Here is a 25481-nt window from a genome sequence, read left to right as displayed (position 1 = left end):
ACGTCCTCAATAGGAATAAGTCAGGCGACCAAAGACACCTTGAGCGCGATCATCGCCCAGTACCTTGACGCGGTACTGCAGGGAGAAGTCGACATAGGAGCGGGGCGCGTTGTACGCATCTTCGCGGAACCAGTAGCGCACGTTGTTGCCGACACCGATGCCACCGGCCTTGCCGGACGATGAGTCTGTCTTGCCGTCGGAGTCGGTCCCGCTGTTCATCTTCGAGTCGTAATCGAACGCGGCCACCACATGGGGGAACGTCACCCAGCGCGAGCCCGTGCCACCGATGGCATAGCTGCGACCGACCTGCCATTCGCTGTTGAAATAGTCCCGCGAGTCGTTGACGTAATGCCCGGCCTCGGCGAACAACTGCGAAGTCCACCAGCTGGAAGCATCCACACGCAGGTCGGTTCCGACGCTTGCGCCATAGCCCAGACGCAGCAGCCAGTCACCGTCGACGTCCGACGATCCCAGAGGGAACGTGCGCTCGACGGCGGCCATCACGTTCAGCGACGTGAAGGGTTTGACCCGCACACCCACCGCGCCTTGCAGCGCATCGAAACCGGTGTCCGAATCGCTGTTCTTGCTCCACAGCGTGTCGGTGACGCGGCCGTAGAGTTCGACAAAACGTGCGTTGCGATAGCCCAAAGGGCGCCATGACAGTTCGGTGCTGTTTTGCAGGCTGTCATTGCTGCTATTGCCGCCGCTCGGGGCCGAACTCAGGCCGCTGCTGGTGCTGTTGCCGCGATAACTGGTGGTGTTGGTCAAACCCCAGGTGCGCGATACATCGGCCACGGCGCGACGGGTGTCGAACAGCTGCTGCGGCGGCATGTTCAGTTCACCGGCATTGTTGGCGTCGATGACGCGCTTGAAGTAGCTGACGGCTTGCTCGTCCTCGTTGACCCGCATGGCGTTGTAGGCGGCATCCTGAGTGGCGGTCGGCGTGAGTCGGGTGTCGGCATCGGCTTTGCGGAACGATGCGTGGGCCGCATCATCGTCGCCGGCCTGGACCGACAAGTAGGCGATTTGCAGGTCGCTCATCGATTCCAGTTCGCCGGTGTCCCGCGCTTGTTGCAGGCGCTCGCGCGCGGTTCGGCGCTGGCCGATCGCGCTATACAGACTGGCTTCTTCGTAAGCGGGCAGGCTGCCCAGCGCCAAGGCCTGGGTAAAGTCCTGACGGGCCCCGGCGTCGTCACCTGATTGCTGGCGCAGACGACCGCGTTGGGCCAGTAGCCGCGCGTCATCGCCGGTGAGCTTGAGGCCTTCGCTGGCTGCCGCGATAGCTTCTGGCACTCGTTTCTGGTCACTCAAGGCGCTGACGAGCAGTCGCCGATACGCCGGATTCTGCGGCGCACGGGCAATGGCTTCGTTGGCCAGGACGACGGCTGAGGCGGGGTCCTTGCTGGCGAGGGCGGCGTAGGCCTGGCCGGCCTTGTCGGTTCCGCCGTCGCGCTGGTTGCCCGGCCAGATATCACAGACCAGGCCAAAGGCCGTTTCCTGACAGTTCAAAGCCGGGGCCGGGAACTGGGCAACAGCGTTCAACCCATTGTTTTTTTGCCTGAGCGCCATTCGGGCGGCGGTACGTCGGCGGGCCACTTCGCCGCCTTCGTCGTCGGCCAAAGGCTGCAGCTGATCGAGCGCCCGCTGAGGCTCGCCATGGGCCAGCGCGGCGTCGGCGGCGAAGAAACGAATGTCACGGGTTTCCGTTTCCAGCAGACCATCGATCGCCAGAGCCTGGTTCAGGTCAGCTTGGGCCGCCGCTGTTTTGCCCTGACGATCAAGGGCGTAGCTGCGCAGAATCCACGGTGCAATTTCACCATCGTCCTGCGCCAGTGCGCCGGACGCGGCCAGCTCGGCCCCTCGGTAATCCTTGGCCGCGAGCAGGGCGCTGATCAGCAGTTGCTGATTGGCGCCGATCTCCGGCGCCCAGGCGACGGCTTTCCTGGCCCGGTCCACGGCCAACGGAACCTGGCCTTGCTCCAGGGCGCGATAACCCTCGACTGCCAGCGGCGCCGCCAATTGCCGACGAATCGCTTCGCGGCGCATCAGCAAGGTGTCGTCGTCCGGGAATACGGCGAGTGCCTGGGTGGTGGCTTGATCCGCTTCTTGAAGATGTTGTTGACGCTGCAACGACTCGATCAGCAGCAGTCGATAATCCATGCGCTTGGGTGCCTGAGCGATGGCTTTGCGTGACGCCTGTGCCGCCGCGCCGAAATCGTCGCGATCATAGGCCTTGAAAGCTTGGGCGGCGGCGCCGAAACCCGGCGCCTGACGCGACTGCGGGTAGCGCTTGGGATGATCGCGCAGGTCCTTGTCGCGTTGCGCCAGCACGATCAGCGTGTTCAAACGGGTGATGTCGGCGCGCTGACGCAACGCTTCGCGAGCCTTGGCGATGGCCAGGTCGTAGTCTTTGCGCTCGTAGGCGCTGTATGCCTCGTTGGCGGTGACATAGGCCGGGCCGGTCAACGGCAATGGTAGCGTCTCGGCATGAGCCAGCGTCGGTATCAGGCTCAGCCCTGTGGCCATGAGGGTCAGCAAGGGGCGATTCATGCCGGAAGCTCCGCAGGGTAGTGGCTGTGCTGGCGTGCCACGGCCTTTTCGATGGTGGCGCGGGGCAGCACGCCGCTGTCGACCAGATAGTCGCCGATGCGTCCGTGACGCTGCGGGCGGTACTGCAACATGGTGTGGTTGAACACGTCGCGATCCAGCAGGCCCATTTCGATCAACAGGTCACCCAGCAGTGGCGCACGGGCATCCGGTACGGATTGGCCTTCGCGCACGTTCATCAGGCGCAACTGCGCGACGATTTCGCTTTCCCGGGCAATCAACTGCACCGGTTCGCTGCCCAGCACCTCGCTGACTTGTTGCAGACCTTCGGCCGGCAACGGACTGGCCACGGCCAGTTGCGCCCGGCCTTCAGCATTCAAGCCCACCGGCACCACACGCCAGCGCAGGGCGAATTCATCGTCCAGGGTCAGGGTCGATGCTTGCGCCTTATGGGCCACATCGAACACTCGCGGCAGGTCATTTTGGAAAGCGATGGCTTCGGCCAGTGTCTCGTCGTCCAGCCAGCCATTGCTGAGCAAGATCCGCCCCAATGGCATGTGCCGGGTTTTCTGTTCGGCGAGGGCGCTTTGCAGGTCGCTTTCGTTGATCGCCTGCCAGGACAGCAATACGCTGCCCAGCTTGCGCGGTGCGGCGGCAACCAGGTCAGTGGACGGGAAGTCGTGCATGGTCTTGTCCCACACCAGTTTGCGGTTCATGACCTTGCCGACCAGGAACATGCGCCAGGCCCGTGACGCGGCCATGAAGTTGACGAAGTTGCCCACGACCATGCGCGGGATCGACAGCAGACCGTGCTGCCAACCGTACAGCACCGTGGTGAAATAACAGCGGTGGGCGATGCGCCAGGCCAGCGCGACACCGTTGCCCAGCAGCAAGTATTTGATGAAGCTATTGGACTCAAATGGAGTCGGGAAACTCACGTCCCACAGGCCGCTCTGGCGCAAGATGATCAGGCCCAATAGCTGCACCAGAATCACGTAGGCGATGATGCTGACGAACGCCGTCACCACGCCTTTGCGGTCACGAAACAGCAAATAGCGGTTGGCCAGTGAACCATTCCAGCCCATTTGCTCCCAGCCTTGCAGGCCGATGCCGAGTGTCCAGCGAGCCTTCTGGCGGAACGCGGTGCGGAAGGTGTCGGGGAAAAATTCCCGTACACACAACGGCATCTTCAAGGTCGATTCGTAAGGCTTGCGAAACCAGGATTTGCGCAGCACACGAAATTGCACCGGGAAGCGCACGAAGATCGCGTTCATGCCGACCTTGGCCAGGCGTGCGCCGACGTCGTAGTCCTCTGTGAGGCTGTCGGTGTTGAACGGCTGGTTCTGGGTTTCCCCGGCCAGCACACGCAGGGCACGATGGGAAAAACAGGTGCCGACGCCGGCGGAGGGCACCGTGTCGGTCATGCTTTCACGCACCACCAGATCCTTGCCATGCCATTCGGCAAATTCGTCCATGTAGGTGCCAGCAACCCATTCGTACCAGTTGCGCTCCAGCGACACCACGGGCAACTGGATCATGTCCTTGCGCGGCAGCAAGTAGTTGAACAGCCGCAATTCCATCGGGTGCAGCACGTCTTCGCTGTCGTGCAGCACGACGCCAGCGAAGGTCATGCCGTGGGTTTTCTCGTGCAGGAAAATCGCCTGGATCACCCAGTTCAGACAGTCGGCCTTGCAGGTCGGCCCGGCATGCGGGACTTCCACGCGATGCAACTGCTTGTAGCGTCGACGCATGCGTTCGACTTCATCGATGGTGCGCTGGTCGTTGATGTAGGTGCCGACGAAAACCACATAGTTCTGGTAATCGAGGGTCGACACCATGTTTTCGATCATCGGCGCGATGACGTCATATTCCAGCCAGGCCGGGACCATGATTGCCAGCGGCTGTTCATCCCGGGCCATCAACTGCTCGGCGGTCAGCGGCCGGTATTTGCGGTCCGCGGTGAACTTGCGAAACAGGCGGCGGGACCAGTACCACAGGTCAATGAACAGGTCATCCAGGCTGGAAATCAGGATCAGCACCGCGACCACAATGGTCGAGAACTCCAGGAAGCTGTAGTAGTGGGCCAGCCAATAGGGCCAATAAAGCGACGTCATCGAAGGGTTCCGTTACTGGCGATTGCGACGGGCGTTACGGCCAGCCAGCAACAGGATGAGAACCAACAGGATGCCACCCGGAATCAGCCACAACAGCGACGGTGTCCGCCAGGCGTCGAGGCCTTTGGGTTCTTCGTTGTCGATCAATTGGCTTCCGCTTGGATCTTGAGTGTCGAAGGTGGTCAGGGCGCCGTTGTCATCGAGGATCGCCACATCGCCGCGGGTCAGCAGAATCTGTTTGGCAAAACGTGGCGTGTCATTGCCCAGGGCGCGATAGACCATGCCATGCTGGCCACCGGCATCCACCACTTGCAACGAGGCCAGGTGGTTGAGGGGATGCACGTCAAGCAACACCTGGTCCTTGTGATTGATGCGCAGACGCCCCTGCTCATCGACCTGCACCGACTCCTTGCTGTCCTTGATCGGCAGCTCGAAGGCGAGGAAGGCCTTGTCCTGCGTGGCCGAGGCGCTCGGGTCAGTGACGACCTTCAATTGCGCTCGCAGCGGCGAGACACCGGCGGCGTCGGCGACCGAAATCACCTGCGGCAAGCTGCTCGCCGGATGTTCGAGGTAGGCCCGCGGCACCAGGAGTTGCGTGTCCTCGGCAAAGCGCGCGGCCATGCCGGAGAAGTCATTACCCAAGGCGGTTTTTTCCAGCACGATGTGGCTGGTCGGCAGCACCGACACCGGGAAGGCTTGTGGCGTTTCCAGGCAGCGATCACTCACTGGCTGACGCTGGAACGACACGCGCAGCACGTTGGTCGCGCCGACGGCGTAACGCGGGATGCGCGCTTCGATGCGTTGCTTTTCACCGTTGGCCACCAACTGCTGCGCACCAATCAGGTAATCATTGAGAAACAGCGAGGCCACCGGCGCGGTGTCCGAGGCGCCGGGCGCGGCAGACACGTCGACCACAGCCTTCACCGGCAAGCGACCGTCGTAGGCCACGCTGCCCAGCGGGAACGAAGTGCTCCAGTCAGACTTGGCCAGCACGTCGATAGCGCCGGGATGACCACCCAGGCGCGACAGGGCGACACGGCCGTCGGTGCTCAAAGGCAGCTGCGCTTCGCTGACGGTCAATTGGCGACTGCGTGCCAGTTTGTTCCAGGCTGTGCCGAACAAGGCCAGCGCCTTGCCGGTGGCATGCGGCGCGATCATCAGAACCGGACGCGTGCCTACCAAGGCCAGGCGCACATTGTCTGTGCCATCGGCGGCAAGGCCCGCATTGATATGTTTCTCACGCCATTGCGTGAACGCATTGGCCGCCGTGGCATCGAGGCCCTGGATCTGGCTCTGCAGCGCGTCGAGGGATTCATTGATCGCTTGCAGCAGTTGCGGGTCGTTGACCGCCAGATCCGCCCGGACGTTCGGCGTCTGGCCCAATACCAGCAATGCGCCGATCTCCGCCGGGTTCGCCAACGTGTGTGGACCTTTGCCGTTGAGGCTGGCGAACGCTGGAATACCTTGCAGTTCGGCCGGAATGCGCAGGCCACTCAGGTCAACGCTGTCTTGTACGGCAGGGAAGGGCAGGATTTGACTGCGCTTGCCAATCCGCTCCAGTGCCACACCCAAACGCCATGCCGAATCGTAGCTTTCAGCGGATAAGGTGCCCGGCGCGACCATGATCCCCGGTTTGCCGGGCAATGCCGTCCACGCTGCACCGACGTCGCGCAACTGGCTGGCGTCGTAGCTGTAAGTCAGGCGGGTGTCCGGTTCGATACGCAGGACGTTGCCGATGGCGCGTTCGTCTTCGCACAGCACACGGGACACGATCGACGACCAGGCGATGCCCAAGCGCACCGAGCCGCTGTCCCGTGCTTTCTTGTCTACGCCCAGCGTGGCACTGGCGTCGCCTTGGGGTTCGCTGAGCCCTTCGGCACGCACCGGATAACCGTCCAGCGACAGCAGCAGTGTGTTGCGGCCACCTTCGCCGTTGAGGTAACTGGCGTCGAAATTCAACGTCGCATCCGTCAGCGGAACACCTGCCGGCACCGGCAGATACAGTTCGCGGCGGGCATCGGTGGAGCCGAGGATGATCGGTGCATCGATCCCCAGATCGCTCAAGCGCACCTCACGCTCTTGCCGGGTGTCGGCGTTGAGCCGGTTGATCGCCTGGGTGAGCGGACTGTCCGCGGCCAAGGCAAAGGTCGGCATGAGCGCGAGCAGGCTCACACCACAGGCAAGGGCGCTGAGTGCACCCGTATGGATGGCAACGGAAGACTTCATTCAGGTAGATCTCGAGCTGATAAGGGGAGGAGCGGTTTGGTTTATCGAGAGGTAAAAGCCGGGTAATGCTTCTCGGGCACAGGCTGTGCTGACGGAGCGTGCAGAAACCTGGGCAAGGGCTGTCCGGTCACGATGAACTCGCTCACCGGGCGACCCATCAGGGCATCGACGATGCGCGCGCTGGCCTTGCCGTCGCCGTAAGGGTTGGCCGCCTGGGAGCAACGGCGCCACAACAGGTCGTCATCGAACAGCGCGTTGACGCCGGCGATGATCGAGTCCGGTGAGGTGCCGACCAGGCGCACAGTGCCGGCCGCGACAGCTTCAGGGCGTTCGGTCACATCACGCATGACCAGCACCGGTTTGCCCAGGGACGGCGCTTCTTCCTGCACGCCACCGGAATCGGTGAGGATCACATGGGCCCGTTGCATCAGGCGCACGAAGGCCAGATAGTCCAGCGGCTGGATCAGGTGCACGTTGGGCAGGTCGCCCAGATGCTCGGTGACCGGGCCCATTACGTTCGGGTTCAGGTGCACCGGATAAACGATCTGGATGTCCGTGCGCCGGGCCAGATGGCTCAGGGCCTTGCAGATATCCAGGAAGCCTTCGCCGAAATTTTCCCGACGATGCCCGGTTACCAGCAGGACCTTGCGGCCGGTCTGCAGGAACGAGAACTGCCGGTCCAGGCTGGCACGCAGGTCGGCGTCCTGCTCAATGCGCCGTGCGGTCATCTGCAACGCATCGATCACCGTATTGCCGGTGACGAAGGTGCGACCTTGCAGGCGTTCGTCGAGCAGGTTCTGGCGCGACTCGTGGGTTGGCGCAAACAGCATGTCCGCCCCCAGGTCGATGCAGCGACGGTTCATTTCTTCCGGCCACGGGCTATAGATATCGCCGGTTCGCAACCCGGCTTCCACATGACCGACCGGGATGCGTCGATGGAACGCCGCCATCGCGGCGACCATGGCCGAGGTGGTGTCGCCGTGCACCAGCACCCGGTCCGGGCAGGTCATTTCCAGCACCGGGTCAATCGCACCGTAAAGTGCCGCCGTCAGGGAGTTGAGTGTTTGCTGCGGGGTCATGACATCGAGGGTGTGATCGGCCTTGAGGTCGAACAGATCCAACACCTGCTTGAGCATGCTTTGATGTTGGCCAGTGATGCATATCTGCGAATCAATGCCGGGTTCCGCAGCGAGGGCTTTGACTAACGGCGCCATCTTGATGGCTTCTGGACGGGTACCGAAGATCGAAAGGATTTTAATCCTTGAATGATGGCGAACGATGATGTCCTTCCTCGCGCGGTTTTTATGCGCAGCACAATGCGGGCCCAAGTTTTGTTAAGACTTGAGCAAGCTGGTGTTATTTGAGTTTGCGTAATGCCGGGGGGGCAGCGTGGGCGCCGATGTTCACTTCTTGTGAGAGGGTGTATCGCCTGTAAACCCGGAAGCGGCCGAATTATTAGCATCGAAGAACGAAGTTTCAAAGCGTTATATGGGATTTTTTATTTAATAAATAAGTTTGAAACTTTTATAGTTGTGGTCTGTCTTTTTTGGGTTTTATGTTTTTTTTAAAATTTTGTTTTAGTGTTTTTTATAGGTGTAAGTGATTGTTTTTAAAGTGTTTATTGTTTTATGGTCCGTTCGTCGGCAGTGTTGAATTTTTGATTGGTTATTGCAGTCGAGATCGGCGTTATTGCGATGTGGTTTTTTGGAGTTTCAGTCACTTATATGACGCCTGAATAATGTCACGATACACTGGATACTATTATTGAACTAATAAAGTTTATGCCAATACCGCTGTTGCGCACTCGTCGCGGGCAGCGTGTTCGGTTGTGCCGTGTAAACACGTTGCCAACGTACTTGGCTGCTGATATTGGCCAACTGTCGCGCCCTTCCTGTAACAAGTGCGGACGTGTCACGGTGGGTCAGCCAGGCCCGGTTGGCCCGCTAAGCGATTGCACCTGTGCGCTGTCCCTCGCAGGTCGATTTAATAGTTGGCTGACCTGCGCAATGTGCTGGACGGAGCGTCAGCACGTCATCAATGACTTCCCTGCTGCACAAACGTAATCTTGCCGACTCGACAACTAAAACAAGACAAAGAATCAGGAGTCATTGATGCAACCGATCCGTCTCGGTCTGGTGGGCTACGGCAAGATTGCCCAGGATCAACACGTTCCCGCTATCCACGCCAACCCCGCGTTCCAGCTGGTGTCTGTCGCAACGCAAGGGCAGCCCTGCGCCGGGGTCGAAAACTTTCGGTCCCTGGGCGAGCTGCTCGACAATGGCCCGCGGGTCGATGCGATTGCGTTTTGCACGCCGCCACAAGGTCGCTTCGCGCTGGTGCAACAAGCGCTGGCCGCTGGCAAACACGTGCTGGTCGAAAAACCGCCGTGTGCCACGCTGGGTGAAGCGATGGCATTGGTGAGCCAGGCGCAGGAGCAAGGCGTCAGCGGTTTGTTCGCCTGGCATTCACGCTACGCGCCCGGTATCGAAGCCGCCCGTGCCTGGCTGGCCACCCGTACCCTGCAAAGCGTGCAGATCGACTGGAAGGAAGACGTGCGCAAATGGCACCCCGGTCAGGCCTGGATCTGGCAACCCGGCGGCCTGGGCGTCTTCGACCCGGGTATCAATGCATTGTCGATTGCAACCCATCTGCTGGCGCTGCCGCTGTTTGTCGAGTCTGCCGAGCTGCGAGTCCCCAGCAACTGCCAGTCGCCGATTGCCGCTTCCATCAAAATGTCTGACGCCCGTCACCTCGACGTCCGCGCAGAGTTCGATTTCGACCACGGTCATGAGGAGCTCTGGAGCATCGAGATTCGCTGCAACGAAGGCACCCTGCGACTGGACAATGGTGGCGCGCTGTTGAGTATCGACGGCGTGCGCCAGGCCGTCTCGGAGGAGGGCGAGTACGCGGCGGTGTATCGACATTTTCAACAGCTGATTGGCGACAAAACCAGTGACCTGGACCTCCAGCCGCTGCGATTGGTTGCCGACAGTTTTTTTGTCGGCAGTCGGGTATCGGTTGAGCCGTTCTACGATTAACGGCCGCTCGGGCAAAGGTTGACGCAAGCGTCAGCCCGAGGCTCGCGCATTGATATATTGACATATCGGTAAATTTCGATATCTTCGGGTCATGGAATTACTCGAAATATTCAAAGCTCTCTCAAATCGTACACGCCTTGAAATCTTGAAAGGTTTGAAGGATCCCGCCAAGAACTTCCCTCCTCAGGATGAAGGTGACGTTCATACGGTGGGCGTCTGCGTCAGTAGTATTCAAGAAGGCGTCGGCCTGTCGCAGTCGACGGTGTCTGATTATCTTGCAACGCTGCAACGAGTGGGCTTGGTCGAAGTCAGGCGCATCGGTCAGTGGACCTACTACAAGCGGAATGAAGCAACCATCAGCGCTCTTGCCGAGATCATAGGGCAAGAGCTGTAGTTTTTTTTAACACAAGATATCGAGAAATCCCGATATCCCTTTTTATCGAAACGAGGATTGACCATGAAAGCGCTCATACTCAAATCGTTTGGCGGCCCGGAATCGTTCGAACTTCGCGACGTGCCCAAGCCAGTGCCGCACACAGGACAGGTCCTGGTCCGGGTACACGCAACCTCCATCAATCCGCTGGATTACCAGGTACGACGTGGCGATTATCCCGACCTGGTGCAACTGCCGGCCATTACCGGACACGACGTATCTGGCGTTGTCGAAGCCGTCGGGCCGGGTGTGACGACCTTCGCTCCGGGAGACGAAGTCTGGTACACCCCGCAAATCTTCGACGGGCCAGGCAGTTATGCCGAGTACCACGTTGCTGCCGAAAGCATTGTCGGGAAGAAGCCTCCTTCGCTCAGCCATCTTGAGGCGGCAAGCCTGAGCCTGGTCGGCGGAACGGCGTGGGAAGCACTGGTCGTGCGTGCGGCGCTCAGAGTGGGGGAAAGCATCCTGGTCCACGGCGGCGCGGGAGGCGTCGGTCATGTGGCGATCCAGCTGGCAAAAGCCATCGGAGCAAAGGTCTACACCACCGTGCGCGAAGCAAACGTTGAGTTCGCACGAAGTATGGGTGCCGACGTGATCATCGACTACGAAAAGGAGGATTACGTCGACGCCATCATCCGTGAAACGGGTGGTCGCGGAGTCGATGTCGTGTTCGACACCATCGGCGGCAACACACTGTCGCGTAGCCCCGACGTGCTCGCGCAACTGGGCCGCGTGGTCTCGATTGTGGACATTGCCCAGCCACAAAACGTCGTTCAGGCTTGGGGCAAGAACGCGAGTTATCACTTCGTTTTCACAAGACAAAACCGCGGCAAGCTTGATGAGTTGAGCGCATTGATAGCGCGCGGTCAGCTGCGGCCGCACGTTGGCGCCGTCTATTCGCTTGCCGACATTCCGCTCGCCCATGCGCTTCTGGAGAGGCCCAACAACGGTCTTCAAGGAAAAATCGCGATTGCCGTAGGGCCGTCGTCCCATCTCGTCAGTGCGTAATTTTGACCGTTGAACTCACTTTAGGGGAACGCCATGATTTATGAAATCGCTTTGCTACCCGTTCACAAAGAACACATTGAAACGTTCAGGCGTGCTTTTGCCGAGGTCGCTCCTTTGCTCAGCCGCGCAAAGGGATACCGCGGTCACTTGCTCGCGCAAGGGATCGAAACCCCCCAGCTATTCAACCTGATCGTGCGATGGCAATCACTCGAGGATCACACGCCTGGCTTCGAGGCGAGTGAAGACCATCGGCTATTCATGATGGGCTTGGAGGAGTATTTTTCGGAAGAACCGACGGTCTATCACCTTGAGGGGGGAGCTTTTGCTACAGGTGAATATGATGATCCGAACAGCGCCGTCGGCATGGGGAATGCTGTTGCCTGAGGCGTTTGTAGCTTTGCCGGATCACCGCTCGGCACTGTTCGCGTAAGCCCTTCACAATCTCAAGCCAGCAGTTCGGTGATCCATCGGGCCTGCCGGGCGATGTCTTGCACCTTCTCCTCGGGCACGGCCTGCCGCGCCCGGGCGAAGTGGGTCAGGGTCTGCTGCTTGTGGCGCAGGATGCGCTGCCACTTGAGCAGGAACGCCGGGCTGCGTGCCTGCATCTGCAGTGGGCCGAAGTACAGCTCCTCGGCGGTGTACAGCACCGGAGCGGCGCGCTCGGCGATGATGATTTCATAGTCGAAACGGTTTTCCCGCAGCAGTTCCTCACAGAGGATGCGGTAGCCGTTGTCCATCAGCCATTGGCGCAACGGCGGCTCGCCGCCGTTGGGCTGCAGGATCAGGCGTTCCTGGCCGCTCAGGTGCGCCTTGCCGCTGTCGAGGATGTCGCGGATCGTCTCGCCACCCATGCCGCAGATGCTGATCGCCGTGATCCCGTCTCCCGGCTCGATGGCCGCCAGGCCATTGGCCAGGCGCACGGTGATCCACAGGTCTTGGCCGTTCTCGCGCACGGTGCGTTCGGCCGAGTGGAACGGCGTCAATGCCACTTCGCCGGCCACCGCCGATGCGATGGCGCCGCGGCGCATCAACGCCACCGGCAGGTAGCCGTGATCCGAGCCGATATCGGCGAGGCGCGCACCGGCGGGCACATGCGCCGCCACGCGTTCCAGGCGCATGGACAATGTCTGTTCGTTCAACCGCAACCCCTTTTCACCACGAACGTCCGGCACTTTGGCCGAATCGGGGCGCCATTCTGTCGAGCAACGCCGCGCATTTCAAATTCCTGCGACCGGGGCCATGGTTCGACCCGTGCCTTAGCGCTCGAAGCGAACCTAAATCCGAGCTCTTTTTGCCATTACTGAGACAGTCCGGCGGTTAGAAATTTGCGACTGGCGCAGTGATCGGAGGCACTGACTTAAACGTGTTTGAAGGTGCGTGTTTAAAGACACTCGGTGTTACGTCCTAACGGCTACAACGCCTTGCGTCGTTACCTACGCGTGCGCCAGAATCCGCCGGCTTGTGCGGCTTTGGGGTGGGCTATATCGTTTCCTGGTCACTGAAAAACAGTGATCGGGTTTGGTAGCCCGCCTGCAAATAGCCGTATGGCAACACCTTATGCAGCCACCTTTTTTGGGGCTCGGCTTTATATGGTGGTCATGCGTGGGGCTCCTTTGTGAGCGCCGGGTTTCCTATTGCAGCCGGTCTACCAACCCGCGTATGGCCGCCACCCTCGTTTGGTAGCAAGGGTGATGGCTCCTTAAAATCTGCAATAGGAGTTTCATCTATGATCAAACCAACACCCAACCCACCGGACACCGATCCGGCATCCCCCTACGAATCACTCGATTCCAGAAAACTCCACGAAGCCGCCGAACGCGCCCTCGACCATTACCTCAATCCGGGCGCCCACATCATGGCCAGCAACCACGAACCCGAACCCATGTTCCTCGCCAACCCCAAATACGACACCGAATCCCTGCTGGCCAACGCCAGCGAATCACTGGGCTCGGCGACTACCATGCTTAGCAATTTTGCGGCGCTATTGGATAACTCACATCGCAAGACGCTGTTGGGGATCACGCAAGTGGTGATGTTGGGGGAATTGGCGGTGAATCAGGCGTTGGATAAGGTTGAGATGAAGGAGTAAGAGCGAACCCCCTGTGGCGGTGGGTTAACCCGTCGTCACAGAGGGGAGGTTACTGCGTCAGAATCAAAGGTCCCGAACCGGAGGGGCCGTCGGCAATGGAAAATTTGCACGAAGAACCCAGTCCATTGCTCAGGGCGCTTAGGGTCATTTGCGGGCGTTCGTGCATGACTGCAATCGGCCAACAGCACCCTACCTCAACTTCACAAAACCCTCAAAGCAACCGTTCAATGGCAGAATCTCCCCACTTGATCGTATTGGAGAACACCATGCTTCGTGCGTTTGAACGAAGACTTGACCCCTTTCCTCCTGACGAGGTACCACCGCCACCCGCCGGTCTGGCTCGTTTCCTGTGGGCCTGTACTCGGGGTGCGCGCGGTTACATCCTTGCGCTTGCGCTGCTCAGTGCCTGCGTGTCGATTTACGAAGCCTGGCTGTTTTCCTTCCTCGGGCAGGTCGTGGACCTGCTCTCGACCTGGCAGGCGGGCGGTGAAGCGGCTGCTCAGGAAAGTCGCGTGTTGTGGGGCATGGGCATCGTCATGGTGACCAGTGTCGGGCTGGTGGCGTTGCGCACCATGGTGCAGCACCAGATATTGGCGATTAACTTGCCGTTGCGGCTGCGCTGGGACTTCCATCGCCTGATGCTGCGCCAAAGCCTTTCGTTTTTTTCCGATGAGTTTTCCGGCCGAGTCACGACCAAGGTGATGCAGACGGCGCTAGCGGTGCGCGACGTGCTCTTCACCCTGATCGAAATCGCACCCGGAATCGGGGTGTATTTCATCGCGATCATCGCACTGGCCGGCGGCTTCGCTCTGAAGCTGATGCTGCCGTTCGTTGCCTGGGTCGTGTTGTTCGGTCTGGCCATGCTGTACTTCGTACCCCGTCTGGGAAAAGTAGGGCAGGAACAGGCCAATGCGCGGTCGATGATGACCGGGCGTATCTCAGACGCCTACACCAACATCACGACGGTGAAGCTGTTCTCCCACTCCAATCGTGAAGCGCACTTCGCGCGTGCAGCGATGGAGGATTTCAAGCAAACCGGCTTTCGCCAGATGCGCCTGGTCAGCCTGTTCGAGATCGTCAACCAGGCATTGGTAGTGGCGCTGATCATGGCAGCAGGCGGTTATGCCCTGTGGCTATGGCACCAGGGTGAAGTCGGCGCGGGTGCCGTGGCGGCGATCACCGCCATGGCGTTGCGTATCAATGGCATGTCGCACTGGATCATGTGGCAAATGACTTCGCTGTTCGAGAGCATCGGCACCGTACAGGATGGTATGGCAACGCTGACCCTGGGCGCCAAGGTGCAGGATGCACCGGGTGCGGGCGCGCTAGCGACTTCTGGCGGCGCGGTAACCTTCGATAAGGTGAGCTTCAACTACAATGGCGAGCGCCAAGTGCTCGATGGCCTGAGCCTGAGCATCCGCGCGGGCGAAAAAATCGGCCTGGTTGGCCGCTCTGGTGCTGGCAAATCCACGCTGATCAACTTGCTGCTGCGCTTCTATGACGTCGACAGCGGGGTGATTCGAATCGACGGCCAAAACATCGCACACGTGACGCAAGAAAGCCTGCGCGGCTCCATCGGCATGGTCACGCAGGACACCTCCCTGCTGCACCGTTCTATTCGCGACAACATCGCCTACGGCCGTCCCGATGCGACCGACGCGCAAATTCGCAGCGCCGCCGCAAATGCCCAGGCCGATGGGTTCATTAGCCAACTGAGCGACCGGCAAGGCCGTACCGGCTACGACACCCTTGTGGGTGAGCGCGGCATCAAGCTGTCGGGCGGCCAGCGCCAACGCGTCGCGATTGCCCGTGTGATGCTCAAGAACGCCCCGATCCTGCTGCTTGACGAGGCCACCAGCGCGCTGGACTCGGAAGTCGAAGTCGCCATTCAGGAAAGCCTAGATGAAATGATGCAGGGCAAGACCGTGATCGCTATCGCCCATCGGCTGTCCACGATTGCGGCCATGGACCGGCTCATCGTCATGGACGACGGACGCATCATCGAACAGGGCACTCACAGCGAATTGCTTGGGAAGAACGGCGTCTATGCGCGGCTGTGGCAGCATCAAAGCGGCGGGTTCCTGGGAGAGGACAAGGGCGTGTTCGAGGCGATGGATCAGGTGTGAGGGGGGGAGGGAGGTACGAATGTATCGGTATGGTTTTTTTGGCGGTGCCGACCGGCCTATTACCTCTGTTTTTTTATTGATTACATTGCGCATCAACTGAAATACGCATCAGCGGCATTATCACAGGAGAGCACTACCACTACAGTAGAGAGGACATTTTTCTCGGGTGCCTCCCATGATTCAGAGCATTATGAAAACTGCTTGCCTGACAACGTTTCTTGCCCTGTGTACAACCCTGTCGGTGGTTCAAGCACAACCATTGCCGCTCGGTAAAACCGGTGCTTTGTATAACGAAGACGTGGAGTGGCGTAGCTTTCCAGCGTTTCCGCAAGAAGTAAAACTGGCGGTGCTGGTCGGTGATCCTGCCAAGCCAGGCCCCTACGTTGTGCGAGTCAAAGTGCCGAATGGCACGAAGTTAATGCCCCATACCCATCCTGAAGACCGTATATACACCGTCATGTCCGGTGTGTTTTACATTGGTTTTGGCTCGGTATTTGATCCGGACAAGTTGATCGCTTATGGCCCGGGCAGTGTCGTGGTGCTCCCGGCCAATACTCCGCATTTTCATTGGGCCAGATCGGGGGAATATATTTCTCAGGTGTATGGAACAGGTCCGCTGGGGCTTGAGTACATTGACCGTCGTGACGATCCTCGTCATGCGTCAAAGTGAAAAGGAGAGGCGGGGCAGGCTCAGCCCTTGGCCCGGTGACGCAAGCGCGAGTATGAAATCAGCATGCTGGTCAGCTCCTGCGTCACGTGGGTGAGCGGTGACACTCGGCGGCTGATCAAGCACACCTCGCACGACTCCAAGGGCTCGCGGATCGAAATGCTGATAAGCGACGAGGAAAACAGCTTCATGCCGGGAAGCAAGCTGGGCTCTATGGTCAGGTAATCCGTTTCGGAAATGATGTGCAGGATTTCCAGCAGCGATTCAGTCGTGATTGCGATCTTCGGAGGGGATAAGCCTTGGGCTTTGAACAGCTCGATCAAATGGTTCTCCGCGCTGCCTACGACTCCCGCCGGCCGGACGCTGATCCACTCGCTATCGGCCAGGTCGTGCACTGAGCGTGCTCCCGCCAGGGGATGCCCCTTACGTGCAATGACGCTGGTTTGCGAGCTGTAAAGGCGCTCGATGTGCAGGTCGATATCACAGACGTCGGGACTCAGTGGACCCATCACGAAGTCGAGTTGGCCAGCGCGAATCATCTCGATCAGCATCCTGGTCTTTCCGCTGGCGACGTGCAGCTGCACTTTTGGAAATCGGCGGGTAAAACTGCTGAAGACCGGCATCAGGCACGCGGCCATTGGTTCCGCTGTGACGCCCAAGGCGATCTGGCCTTCGGGCGTTCCATTCCATTGTCGGACGTCTTGTACCGCGCGATCGCAATCCAGAATGATCGAGCGTGCCCGGTTCAGGAACACCTTGCCGGCCAGGGTCAGGCTGATGCCTTGATTGGAGCGCACCAACAAGGTGACCCCGAGTTCTCTTTCCAGACTTTGAACCGACTCTGTCAGCGTGCTTTGGGCGGCGTCCAGTTCCCGTGCCGCCGAACGAAAGCTGCCCCTGTCGACCACTGAGCAGAAGGCTCGAAGCTGAATCAGCTTCATGAAGCAATGATCCAGTTGTTGCCGTTGTGGCCACAGGAAGCGTGATGGGCATTGCTCAACAGGGTGTGGCTGCTTCCGGTGTTCATGACTGAATCTCCTAACGGCAGGGGATGTGGTGGGTTGTTATCGTAGTCGATTAGATCGCATGCGATGTATAAATATTCAACTAAACCCCCAGTGATGTCAAAGCGGACGTTACGCCTTGGCGACGAGCGGTGGTGGGCGGAAAAGCCGAAGGTGATCGCTTTTTCCGTTCTTCTCGACCCCTTGGTCACGCCTATAAAATCAATCCCGTCAGACAGTTACGTCACTTTCCTGCTGTTTGACGCTCACTAAAATCTCAAGGAATCACCGATGAGCAACATCGAAAAAGTCCTGGTTACCGGCAAAACCCACACCGCCCTGAGCAGCACTGGAAACACTTCTCGCGGGCACAACGGCAACCTCGACATCGAACTCTCGACGCCGGGGAACGCCAAACCGGCCCACGTCTTCGCCGCTACTCAACCGCATCCGACCGCCGAACAGTTGTTTGCCGGGGCATGGTCGGCCTGCTACATCGCCGCCGTTGGCTTGGCCGGCAAAGAACTGAAGGTAACGATTCCAGCCGACGTGTCCATCGAGGTCGAGATCGATCTGGGTCAAACCGGGAACGCTTACTTCCTGCAGGCGCGGTTCAATGTACGGCTGCCAGGTCTGTCGCATGAGGTCGCTTGCGCTGTCGCACATGCTGCGGACCAGATGTGCCCTTACTCGAAGGCAACGCGCGGCAATATCGATGTTTCATTAAATGTGCAGACGTCGTGATTTAACTTTCTGCTTTGTTACCCAGGCTATAAAAAAACACCGATCCGGGTTGTTACAACGCCCGCCATAAATACCTATTTGTCGTTAGGGTCCCGTCAATCAAAGAGGGGATCTAAGGGTGGCTTCGCGCCTTGGGAGCCTGATATGTCAAAACACATCAAACAACTTTCCCTGACCAGACGTAATTTTTGCGGCGCTGCTGCAGTGACTTGCGCTGTCGCACCGCTAGGGTTACTCGGTTTATCCATCAGGACTGACGCTATGACTAATACTTCAACAAAAACAAATAGTGTTTCCGCTGAAATACGCCCCTTTCATTTCAGCGCTAAAGAGGCTGATCTTTCAGAGTTGCGCAGGCGTATAGAAGCAACACGATGGCCGGACAAGGAAACCGTCAATGATTCCTCTCAAGGTGTACAACTGGCGACGATCCAAAAACTGGCCAAACACTGGGCGACCCGGTACGACTGGCGAGTCATCGAATCGAAGATAAACGCAGTTCCAAACTTCATCACCCATATTGATGGCCTGGACATCCATTTCATTCATGTCCGCTCAAAACACGAGAATGCGTTGCCGCTGCTGATGGCGCATGGCTGGCCTGGGTCAGTGATCGAGTTGATGAAAGTCATCGGGCCACTTACCGATCCTGTGGCGTATGGCGGCAGCGCTTGCGAGGCGTTCAGCCTGGTGATTCCATCGATGCCGGGTTACGGCTTTTCGGAAAAACCGGCCGTGGCCGGTTGGAATCCCGATCGTATCGCCGATGCCTACATCGAGCTGATGAAGCGCCTCGGGTACACCCGGTATGGGGCGCAAGGTGGCGATTGGGGGGCTATCGTTGTCGATCTGATGGCTGTAAAGGCGCCAGCTGGCTTGATCGGTATTCATTCGAACATGCCTGGCGTAATCCCCCCCGACCTTGATGCGGCGTTGTTTCGCGGCGACCCGGTGCCCAGTGGTCTGTCGGAGGAAGAGAAGCGAGCGGCTGATCAACTCGCCAATACTTACAAGCACATCGGTTACGCAATCATGATGGGAGATCGGCCTCAGTCGCTGACAGGTCTCAATGATTCACCCGTTGGGCTGGCGGCCTTCATGCTTGATCACGATCCGAAAAGCTACGAGATGATTGCGCGCTCCATCGACGGGCACCCGGAAGGTCTCACGCCCGATGACGTCCTCGACAACATCACGTTGTTCTGGTTGACCAAAACGGCCGTTTCCTCGGGGCGACTCTATCGGGAGAACAAGTCAACATTCTTCGCCGTCAAGGGCGTCAACATCCCGGTCGCGGTCAGCGTGTTTCCCGATGAGTTGTATGCGGCGCCGAAAAGTTGGTCGGAACAGGCCTATCCCAAACTTGTGCATTACAACGAGCTTCCCAAAGGCGGGCACTTTGCTGCGTGGGAGCAGCCGGAGCTGTTCTCACAGGAAGTCCGGGCCGGGTTCAAGCCGATGAGGTAAGTGACAGGCCCGAAGGCATCGAAGTACTGATCTTGTCATGATCAGGATGGCTCGGTTCGGATCGTTGATCGTCATGCGTGAAAGTGACCCGAACCGCGCGATCAGAGGGCGTTCCCGTTGAACCGGTCGTCGGCCTTCACAGGCCTGATCGACCTGAAAGCGACGACCGTAGCAGTGAGCACTTCCGATACCATCGCATGCGATGTATAGTCTGGCCTTGCAGTCCATCCGTCTTCGGCCCCAGAGAACGCTCATGAAACCCACCGAAAAAACAGCCGCCCTCGACCTGAAGCTTGCCGACTTCCTGTGCTTTGCGGTCTATTCCTCTAACCTCGCTTTCGGCAAGGCATACAAGCCAATGCTCGAACGGCTCGGACTTACCTACACGCAATACATCACCCTTGTTGTGCTGTGGGAAGAAGACAACCAGACCGTTGGCAGCCTCGGCGAAAAGCTGTTCCTCGAATCCAACACCCTCACGCCGATCCTGAAGAAACTGGAAGCGATGGGTTACCTGTTGCGCCAACGCGACCCGGAAGACGAGCGCCAGGTCCGCATCAGCCTCACAAACGAGGGACGTAAACTGCGTGAAGGCCTCACGGAAGAAGGCTTCCCGCAAACCGGTCTTGATCCCGACGAATTCGTGCAAATGCAGAAAGCCATTGTGAAATTACGGGACAACCTCATCCGTACTACGAAAGACAGGGAATAAGCCGTTTCGAATGGCTACTTCACTGCGCCTCCCTGCTTGATGTCACCGCAAAAAATATCGACGTTGCCACTCTCTGGAGCCGTTCGCACGACGATGGAATACCCGCCGGAAAGCAGGTCTTGCAGGGCTATCGGTGCACTTCTTGAGAACGACCAGCCGCGTACAGCTTCGCGCTGGGTGTTGACCTTGTCGTTCATTGCAAAGGCCACTGGCCCGGGTTGCTGGCAGCTGCCTTTATGGATGAAGCTATAGAGACGCAAGGGTAGAGTCGCTCCGCTTGGAGCACCCGTGATGAAGAAGCTGAGTCCGGTTTGTTTGTCCCAGCTTGTCAGCGTCACGTTGCCGATCTGCCCGGTGTTCTGTCGGGTGGCGACCAAGGGGACAGACACGCCATGGTCTGTTGAAGTGGCGCAGCCGAAGAGGCTTGCGCTGATCATTAGGGTTGCAAGTGAGTGTCTGAGGTTCATTGCCAACTCCTGCGTAAGAACTGCAATGGGTGATTAGCCGGTATAGCTCATTTATCGCCGCCCGGTGCTGCTTGTGCCAATTCTCCCTGACGCTCAGCCAATCCCTCCAACCCCTCCACGGAAGGCACAAAAAACAACCCCCCGGTCACCGCCGTACTGAAATCCAGCAGCCGGTCATAGTTGCCTTCCGGCCTGCCCACGAGCATGTTCTCCAGCATCAGCTCAAGCGGCGCAGGCGACCGTGCATAGCCAATGAAATAAGTACCAGATTCCCCCGCGCCCGGCCGACCAAAAGGCATGTTGTCGCGCAGGATTTTCACTTGGTCCTTCATTTGCTCGCATCCAGCACCACGCGGTAACGCGCCTTGCCGCTGCGCAGGTGATCAATCGCTTCGTTGACCCGGCTCATGGGAAAGAGCTCGACCTGCGGCAGGATCTGATGACGGGCGCAGAATTCCAGCATGGTCGCAGTGGTACTCGGCGAGCCGACCGGCGAGGCGGACAAGGTCTTTTGTTGAGGAATCAGGTTGAACACATGCACGGGAATAGCGTCGGGCACGATGCCGACAAAGTGCAGGCGACCCTTGCCGCGCAGGGTGGCGAGCATGGCTGTCCAGTCGAGGTTGGCGTTGGCGGTCACCAGCAAGAAATCCAGGGTGCCGGCAATGGCGTTCAACGCGTCAGTGTCGGTCGAGGCGACGACGTTGTGCGCGCCCAGGCGCCGGGCTTCGTCCGTCTTGTTCAACGACGAGGTAAACGCCGTGACCTCGCAGCCCCAGGCGTTGAGGAAGCGCAGCGCCAGATGACCGAGGCCGCCGATGCCCACCACACCGACCCGGTCAGTGGGTTTGACACCAAACTCCACCAGCGGGTTGAACACCGTCGAACCGGCGCAGAACAGCGGCCCGGCCATCGACGGGTCGAGCTCACCCGGTATCGCCAGTGCCCAGGCCCAGTGCGAACGCAGCCGGTCAGCGAAGCCTCCGTTGCTGCCGATGATGGTGGGTTTGGCGATGCTGCACAGATGGTGGGCGCCGCCGATGCATGAGGAGCAATGCATGCAACTGCCCTTGTACCAGCCAATGCCCACCCGTTGACCTACTTCGAGGCCGCGGACCTGCGCACCCACCCGCACAATGCTGCCGACCACCTCGTGGCCAGGGATAAAAGGGTAGTGGCTGACGCCCCATTCGTTGTCGATCAACGACTGGTCGGAGTGGCAGACGCCGCAATATTCCACGGCGACTTCCACCTCCTCATCCCCCAATGGGCCGGGGTCGTAGCTGTAACGCTCCAGTGGCGCGCCGGCGGCCATTGCGGCCCAGCCGGTGAAAGTCGTGACTTCGGTGCTGTCACTCATGGAATACCTCCAGATCAGGAGACATGGGGATTTGGCTGCTCAGGGTGTCGCGGCGGAGCAAGGCAAGCGCGGCGACCGCATGAAAGGATAGTCCGGGATCTGGAACCGAGGGCGTGGCCCGACAATCAGTTCGTCCGGGTTGCCATTGCGCCTTGATCGCGATCTGCACCCGCAAGCGAGGTGCCAAGCGGCAGCACCTCACTCCGGACGACGCAACGCAATCAGGCTTTGCTGGCCGCCAGGTAAGCGCCAAGGCGTTGTCCCATTTGCTCGCCCAAGGCTTGCAAGGCACTGAAGGGGCGGACCATCACCTCGAATTCAACGATTTTCCCTTGTTCGTTGAACCGGATCATGTCGATGCCCTTTAACTCTTTACCGCTGACTTTGGCGCTGAACTCCAGGACGACGCTCAAGCCGTCGGCGGTCGACAGTTCGCGGTGGTAGGTGAAATCCTCAAACACCTTGACGACCGTGTTGAGAATCATCGATACCACGGGCGCTCCCGGGTAAGGCTTGTGGGCCATGGGCGAGCGGAACACCGCTTGCGGGTCCAACAACTCGGGCAGGGCGCTCAAGTTGCCCTTGAGGATCATGTCGTGCCATTGGTGCAAGGACTTTGCGGCGTTGGGATGCAGGTTCAGCTCAGACATTTTCAACTCCTGTATTTTTGTTGTTCTGTGAACGCTTCAGTGTTGCATATGCAGAATTGCACGATGGCTTGCTGCAGAACTTCAATAGTGCCGCGAGGATCGACTGGCGGCTATGCGAATTTATTAAAAGTAGCTCACGAAAAAGCCCGGCTGATTAGGCCGGGCTTTTCGTTGGGTGCATCGGTATAGCCATTCATTTATGCAGCGTGGCTTTCGATCAGACGATCCGAACCACCTTCAGCGACGCGGTTTTCGATCAGACGGTCGGAACCACCTTCAGCGACGCGGTTTTCGATCAGACGGTCGGAACCACCTTCAGCGACGCGGTTTTCGATCAGACGGTCGGAACCACCTTCAGCAACACGGTTTTCGATCAGACGGTCGGAACCACCTTCAGCAACGCGGCTTTCGATCAGACGATCCGAACCACCCTCAGCCACACGACTTTCAATCAGACGATCCGAGCCGCCTTCAGCGACAACCGGGTGAGCAGATGTAGCGGCGAAAGCGTTAACTGCAAAAACCGAGAAAGCGATGCTGAGAAGGATTTGGCGTTTCATGATGGTGTGCTCCGGGGTGTAGTTGTTTGGTATGGAGGCGATGGTACGCCCCGGAGTTTTTAAGAGAACTTCATTGAGTTAATGGTGACTATTGATGCGGTCAATGGCTGCCAGAGACCGCCGTCGGCCTGTCACTGATCGGCGACACACAGCTCCCCGGTCGCGCGTATCAATGCCTGACCATGCAGTTGGTCCTTGATCAGACCGGCGCGCGCCTTGCCCATCCAGACCGGGCAGTTCGGGTCTTTGCGATAGGGCGCGAACTCAGCGTATTGCTGCAACAGACGGTTTTGCAGCTCATCCAGTTGGGGCCTGATCTGTTTGGTGAGGTCCGGCCGGGGTGTGTCAGGCGCCTTGCCGGCCGCCCGCCAGTTAGCGAGCAGCCCGTACTGCACGAGCTTGTTGGCTTCAATCTGTGCGGCGATCAACTCGGCGACCTGTTCCGGGTCCAGTTTGCGTTTAACGGCCACCTTCCTGGCGTTAGCGATAACTTGCGCTTCACGGGCACTGTCCTGGATGGGTTTGCCGCTGTCCCACTTGGTCAGCGCCACCAAGTCACCAATGTTCAGGCGCTCGTTCATCGTCACCAGCAGCGGTTGCAAACTCTCGGGCACCGGGGAGGGCGTGCTCGCCTGTGCGCCGCCAGCGAATAAACCGATCAGGGCGCAGGCCAGCAGGTGCGGGATGCGTGGGGAGTGGGGCATAAGCAAAACCTCGTCAGAACTCAGGACTCACACAATCAGGTGTTGTGTATCACATAGGGCCGCCAAGCATACAACGCCAGGAGCGCCTGCTGAGTTAGACTGAAACTCAGAACAAACATACTGATTTCAGTGAGTACTGTGCAGATTCATGGACAGTAAGGCTGGATGTTCATCCTGAAGCAGGTAGACCACAGTGAATCAACTTTTAGCAATGCGTGCTTTTGTGCGTGTTGTGGAAACAGGCTCTTTCAGCCGGGCAGCAGACCAACTGGCACTGCCACGTTCGACGGTCAGCAAGTTGATCACCGACCTCGAAAGGCATCTTGGCATCCAGCTGATGCACCGAACCACCCGTGTGGTCGCCGCCACATCGGACGGGCTGGAGTACTACAGTCATGCGACGCGGCTGATTACCGAACTGGACTCAGTGGACACCGCTGCGCGAGGTAAAAAGCTCAAGCCTGGTGGACACCTGAAGGTCGATGCGCCGGCCTCATTCGCCAATTGCCTGCTGATACCCGCGTTGCCTGATTTTCATCGCGAGTATCCGGATATCACCATTGCCTTAGGCATCAGCGACAGGCCCGTGAATATCGTTGGCGAAGGCGTGGATTGCGTGATTCGTGCCGGTGAACTGGATGACATGACGATGATCGGTCGCACGCTTGTCGACCTTCACTACGTCACCTGCGCAGCCCCCGCTTACCTCGAGCGCAGAGGGATGCCTGCTTCCCCCAATGATCTCCAGACTAACCATGTTCATGCAGGCTACTTCTTTGCCGCGACGGGTAAACCGGAACCCTTGGTTTTCGAGAACGGTACTCATCGACATGAAGTCGGTGACTGCGAATTTTCGACAAATGACGGCAATGGCCTTAAAGAAATGATGCTGGCGGGCCTCGGTATCGGGCAGCACTTCAGGCGCATTGTTCAGCCCTATCTGGACACTGGCGAGTTAGTTGCCGTTTTGGAAGACTGGTCTCGTCCTGCCATGCAGTTCCATGTCCTCTATCCACCCAATCGACATCAAAATGCCCGGCTAAAGGTTTTTATCGATTGGGTGATTCAGACATTCAGAGAAGAGTCGTCCGCTCATTGAAACTCAATGAACAATGGCGGTAACGCGTATTTCAATGCGCATTGTTGGAAGCCCAAGCGCCGCGACTCCGAGTTGTGTCCAGATGGGGGCGTGGTTGGGCATGTACTGGCGATACAACCTGGCCATCGTCTCGTTGACTATCGGGGGGAAACCTCCGACATGGTAAGAGTTGACGTGGACCACATGCTCCCAATTGGCACCCGCCGTCGCGAGTGTTCGTTCCAGGTTTTCAAACGCCTGGGCAATCTCGTCTTCGATGGATTCGGGAATCTGCAGTTCGTCATTCCAACCGCCCTGACCGGACGTCTCCACGCGATCGCCAATTTTTACTGCTTGCGAGTAGTGCAACGCATTGAGGAGAGTTTCCCCATAGCCGGGGGTAACAAAAAACTCGGGCTTGTTCATGGTGTACCTCTTTCAGTTCGATGGTCGGTAGAGGCTCCTACCTTTTGCGGATGCTAATTGA

General features: G+C 58.8%; 23 protein-coding genes and 1 pseudogene. 11 read left to right on the top strand and 13 right to left on the bottom strand.

Features of this window, described 5'->3' with window-relative positions:
- Window positions 1-6 precede the first annotated feature (6 nt).
- The 4 genes from ACA075_RS18695 to wecB are packed head-to-tail and all read right to left on the bottom strand — an operon-like array spanning window position 7 to window position 8101.
- The gene (locus ACA075_RS18695; RefSeq protein ID WP_497294515.1) at window positions 7-2550 is read right to left on the bottom strand and encodes a bacteriophage N4 adsorption protein A; all 2544 of its coding nucleotides are present in this window, start codon (window positions 2548-2550) and stop codon (window positions 7-9) included.
- On the bottom strand, window positions 2547-4661 hold the full coding sequence (locus ACA075_RS18690) for a glycosyl transferase family protein (RefSeq protein WP_497294514.1): 2115 nt from the start codon (window positions 4659-4661) through the stop codon (window positions 2547-2549). The genes ACA075_RS18695 and ACA075_RS18690 overlap by 4 nt, the downstream gene beginning before the upstream one ends.
- 12 nt (window positions 4662-4673) lie before the next feature.
- The gene (locus ACA075_RS18685) at window positions 4674-6887 is read right to left on the bottom strand and encodes a hypothetical protein (protein ID WP_497294513.1); all 2214 of its coding nucleotides are present in this window, start codon (window positions 6885-6887) and stop codon (window positions 4674-4676) included.
- 41 nt (window positions 6888-6928) lie between these two features.
- On the bottom strand, window positions 6929-8101 hold the full coding sequence (gene wecB, locus ACA075_RS18680) for a non-hydrolyzing UDP-N-acetylglucosamine 2-epimerase (protein ID WP_497294512.1): 1173 nt from the start codon (window positions 8099-8101) through the stop codon (window positions 6929-6931).
- A gap of 897 nt (window positions 8102-8998) precedes the next feature.
- Between wecB and ACA075_RS18675 the strand changes: the two genes are divergently transcribed.
- The 4 genes from ACA075_RS18675 (at window position 8999) to ACA075_RS18660 (ending at window position 11750) form a co-directional block, all read left to right on the top strand.
- Window positions 8999-9925 carry a Gfo/Idh/MocA family protein gene (locus tag ACA075_RS18675; RefSeq protein WP_497294510.1) on the top strand — a complete coding sequence of 309 codons (927 nt, stop codon included), beginning with the start codon at window positions 8999-9001 and terminating at the stop codon, window positions 9923-9925.
- 91 nt (window positions 9926-10016) lie between these two features.
- Window positions 10017-10319 (top strand): ArsR/SmtB family transcription factor, encoded by a 303-nt coding sequence (locus ACA075_RS18670; protein WP_497294508.1) that lies wholly within the window; start codon window positions 10017-10019, stop codon window positions 10317-10319.
- 63 nt (window positions 10320-10382) lie between these two features.
- A complete protein-coding gene (locus ACA075_RS18665) occupies window positions 10383-11366 on the top strand; it encodes a zinc-dependent alcohol dehydrogenase family protein (RefSeq protein ID WP_497294506.1) in 984 nt (327 codons plus the stop codon).
- A gap of 33 nt (window positions 11367-11399) precedes the next feature.
- Entirely contained in the window at window positions 11400-11750 is a 351-nt protein-coding gene (locus ACA075_RS18660) for an antibiotic biosynthesis monooxygenase family protein (RefSeq protein WP_497294505.1), read from the top strand.
- 59 nt (window positions 11751-11809) lie between these two features.
- On the opposite strand, the gene ACA075_RS18655 is transcribed toward ACA075_RS18660, so the two are convergent.
- Window positions 11810-12505 carry a tRNA (adenine(22)-N(1))-methyltransferase gene (locus ACA075_RS18655; protein ID WP_497294503.1) on the bottom strand — a complete coding sequence of 232 codons (696 nt, stop codon included), beginning with the start codon at window positions 12503-12505 and terminating at the stop codon, window positions 11810-11812.
- A gap of 587 nt (window positions 12506-13092) precedes the next feature.
- On the opposite strand from ACA075_RS18655, the gene ACA075_RS18650 reads away from it, so the two are divergent.
- The 3 genes from ACA075_RS18650 to ACA075_RS18640 all read left to right on the top strand — a co-directional run bounded on the left by ACA075_RS18650 (window position 13093) and on the right by ACA075_RS18640 (window position 16251).
- Complete coding sequence (locus ACA075_RS18650) at window positions 13093-13455, top strand: DUF6124 family protein (protein WP_497294501.1); 363 nt, start codon at window positions 13093-13095, stop codon at window positions 13453-13455.
- Between the two features lie 266 nt (window positions 13456-13721).
- Window positions 13722-15581, top strand: a complete 1860-nt coding sequence (locus ACA075_RS18645; protein WP_497294499.1) for an ABC transporter ATP-binding protein — start codon at window positions 13722-13724, stop codon at window positions 15579-15581.
- 175 nt (window positions 15582-15756) lie between these two features.
- Window positions 15757-16251 (top strand): cupin domain-containing protein, encoded by a 495-nt coding sequence (locus ACA075_RS18640; protein ID WP_497294497.1) that lies wholly within the window; start codon window positions 15757-15759, stop codon window positions 16249-16251.
- Between the two features lie 20 nt (window positions 16252-16271).
- Here ACA075_RS18640 and ACA075_RS18635 read toward each other — a convergent pair whose 3' ends face one another.
- On the bottom strand, window positions 16272-17189 hold the full coding sequence (locus ACA075_RS18635; protein WP_497294495.1) for a LysR substrate-binding domain-containing protein: 918 nt from the start codon (window positions 17187-17189) through the stop codon (window positions 16272-16274).
- 354 nt (window positions 17190-17543) lie between these two features.
- Here ACA075_RS18635 and ACA075_RS18630 point away from each other — a divergent pair, with 354 nt between their 5' ends.
- The 3 genes from ACA075_RS18630 to ACA075_RS18620 all read left to right on the top strand — a co-directional run bounded on the left by ACA075_RS18630 (window position 17544) and on the right by ACA075_RS18620 (window position 20175).
- Window positions 17544-17996, top strand: a complete 453-nt coding sequence (locus ACA075_RS18630) for an Ohr family peroxiredoxin (RefSeq protein ID WP_497294494.1) — start codon at window positions 17544-17546, stop codon at window positions 17994-17996.
- A 261-nt stretch (window positions 17997-18257) separates the two neighbouring features.
- On the top strand, window positions 18258-19463 hold the full coding sequence (locus ACA075_RS18625) for an epoxide hydrolase family protein (protein ID WP_497294492.1): 1206 nt from the start codon (window positions 18258-18260) through the stop codon (window positions 19461-19463).
- Window positions 19464-19716: 253 nt separating this feature from the next.
- Window positions 19717-20175, top strand: a complete 459-nt coding sequence (locus ACA075_RS18620; RefSeq protein WP_497294491.1) for a MarR family winged helix-turn-helix transcriptional regulator — start codon at window positions 19717-19719, stop codon at window positions 20173-20175.
- 14 nt (window positions 20176-20189) lie between these two features.
- Here ACA075_RS18620 and ACA075_RS18615 read toward each other — a convergent pair whose 3' ends face one another.
- The 6 genes and pseudogenes from ACA075_RS18615 to ACA075_RS18590 form a co-directional block, all read right to left on the bottom strand.
- Window positions 20190-20642, bottom strand: coding sequence for a hypothetical protein (locus ACA075_RS18615; RefSeq protein ID WP_497294490.1), 453 nt, complete (start codon window positions 20640-20642; stop codon window positions 20190-20192).
- A 47-nt stretch (window positions 20643-20689) separates the two neighbouring features.
- Window positions 20690-20968 (bottom strand): annotated as a pseudogene (locus tag ACA075_RS18610) (Dyp-type peroxidase); the annotation flags it as partial.
- A 2-nt stretch (window positions 20969-20970) separates the two neighbouring features.
- The gene (gene ahr, locus ACA075_RS18605; protein ID WP_497294488.1) at window positions 20971-22002 is read right to left on the bottom strand and encodes an NADPH-dependent aldehyde reductase Ahr; all 1032 of its coding nucleotides are present in this window, start codon (window positions 22000-22002) and stop codon (window positions 20971-20973) included.
- Between the two features lie 221 nt (window positions 22003-22223).
- Window positions 22224-22652, bottom strand: coding sequence for a nuclear transport factor 2 family protein (locus ACA075_RS18600; protein ID WP_219097290.1), 429 nt, complete (start codon window positions 22650-22652; stop codon window positions 22224-22226).
- A gap of 197 nt (window positions 22653-22849) precedes the next feature.
- A complete protein-coding gene (locus tag ACA075_RS18595) occupies window positions 22850-23212 on the bottom strand; it encodes a hypothetical protein (protein WP_497294486.1) in 363 nt (120 codons plus the stop codon).
- Between the two features lie 131 nt (window positions 23213-23343).
- Window positions 23344-23916, bottom strand: a complete 573-nt coding sequence (locus tag ACA075_RS18590) for a chorismate mutase (RefSeq protein ID WP_497294484.1) — start codon at window positions 23914-23916, stop codon at window positions 23344-23346.
- Between the two features lie 193 nt (window positions 23917-24109).
- Between ACA075_RS18590 and ACA075_RS18585 the strand changes: the two genes are divergently transcribed.
- Complete coding sequence (locus ACA075_RS18585) at window positions 24110-25015, top strand: LysR family transcriptional regulator (RefSeq protein WP_497294482.1); 906 nt, start codon at window positions 24110-24112, stop codon at window positions 25013-25015.
- 3 nt (window positions 25016-25018) lie between these two features.
- On the opposite strand, the gene ACA075_RS18580 is transcribed toward ACA075_RS18585, so the two are convergent.
- Window positions 25019-25420 (bottom strand): RidA family protein, encoded by a 402-nt coding sequence (locus ACA075_RS18580; protein ID WP_497294480.1) that lies wholly within the window; start codon window positions 25418-25420, stop codon window positions 25019-25021.
- Window positions 25421-25481: the final 61 nt, after the last annotated feature.

The sequence above is a fragment of the Pseudomonas sp. LBUM1663 genome (assembly GCF_059695905.1).
This window is presented reverse-complemented; position numbering and strand designations above follow the sequence as displayed.

What these genes read in the sequence shown, in the direction of transcription:
- ACA075_RS18620 (WP_497294491.1), top strand. Translation starts at nt 19,717, where the DNA reads ATGAAACCCACCGAAAAAACAGCCGCCCTCGACCTGAAGCTTGCCGAC.
- wecB (WP_497294512.1), bottom strand. Translation starts at nt 8,101, where the DNA reads ATGGCGCCGTTAGTCAAAGCCCTCGCTGCGGAACCCGGCATTGATTCG.
- ACA075_RS18685 (WP_497294513.1), bottom strand. Translation starts at nt 6,887, where the DNA reads ATGAAGTCTTCCGTTGCCATCCATACGGGTGCACTCAGCGCCCTTGCC.
- ACA075_RS18615 (WP_497294490.1), bottom strand. Translation starts at nt 20,642, where the DNA reads ATGAACCTCAGACACTCACTTGCAACCCTAATGATCAGCGCAAGCCTC.
- ACA075_RS18630 (WP_497294494.1), top strand. Translation starts at nt 17,544, where the DNA reads ATGAGCAACATCGAAAAAGTCCTGGTTACCGGCAAAACCCACACCGCC.
- ACA075_RS18660 (WP_497294505.1), top strand. Translation starts at nt 11,400, where the DNA reads ATGATTTATGAAATCGCTTTGCTACCCGTTCACAAAGAACACATTGAA.
- ACA075_RS18670 (WP_497294508.1), top strand. Translation starts at nt 10,017, where the DNA reads ATGGAATTACTCGAAATATTCAAAGCTCTCTCAAATCGTACACGCCTT.
- ACA075_RS18650 (WP_497294501.1), top strand. Translation starts at nt 13,093, where the DNA reads ATGATCAAACCAACACCCAACCCACCGGACACCGATCCGGCATCCCCC.
- ACA075_RS18625 (WP_497294492.1), top strand. Translation starts at nt 18,258, where the DNA reads ATGACTAATACTTCAACAAAAACAAATAGTGTTTCCGCTGAAATACGC.
- ACA075_RS18640 (WP_497294497.1), top strand. Translation starts at nt 15,757, where the DNA reads ATGATTCAGAGCATTATGAAAACTGCTTGCCTGACAACGTTTCTTGCC.
- ahr (WP_497294488.1), bottom strand. Translation starts at nt 22,002, where the DNA reads ATGAGTGACAGCACCGAAGTCACGACTTTCACCGGCTGGGCCGCAATG.
- ACA075_RS18590 (WP_497294484.1), bottom strand. Translation starts at nt 23,916, where the DNA reads ATGCCCCACTCCCCACGCATCCCGCACCTGCTGGCCTGCGCCCTGATC.
- ACA075_RS18595 (WP_497294486.1), bottom strand. Translation starts at nt 23,212, where the DNA reads ATGAAACGCCAAATCCTTCTCAGCATCGCTTTCTCGGTTTTTGCAGTT.
- ACA075_RS18635 (WP_497294495.1), bottom strand. Translation starts at nt 17,189, where the DNA reads ATGAAGCTGATTCAGCTTCGAGCCTTCTGCTCAGTGGTCGACAGGGGC.
- ACA075_RS18690 (WP_497294514.1), bottom strand. Translation starts at nt 4,661, where the DNA reads ATGACGTCGCTTTATTGGCCCTATTGGCTGGCCCACTACTACAGCTTC.
- ACA075_RS18600 (WP_219097290.1), bottom strand. Translation starts at nt 22,652, where the DNA reads ATGTCTGAGCTGAACCTGCATCCCAACGCCGCAAAGTCCTTGCACCAA.
- ACA075_RS18695 (WP_497294515.1), bottom strand. Translation starts at nt 2,550, where the DNA reads ATGAATCGCCCCTTGCTGACCCTCATGGCCACAGGGCTGAGCCTGATA.
- ACA075_RS18580 (WP_497294480.1), bottom strand. Translation starts at nt 25,420, where the DNA reads ATGAACAAGCCCGAGTTTTTTGTTACCCCCGGCTATGGGGAAACTCTC.
- ACA075_RS18665 (WP_497294506.1), top strand. Translation starts at nt 10,383, where the DNA reads ATGAAAGCGCTCATACTCAAATCGTTTGGCGGCCCGGAATCGTTCGAA.
- ACA075_RS18675 (WP_497294510.1), top strand. Translation starts at nt 8,999, where the DNA reads ATGCAACCGATCCGTCTCGGTCTGGTGGGCTACGGCAAGATTGCCCAG.
- ACA075_RS18645 (WP_497294499.1), top strand. Translation starts at nt 13,722, where the DNA reads ATGCTTCGTGCGTTTGAACGAAGACTTGACCCCTTTCCTCCTGACGAG.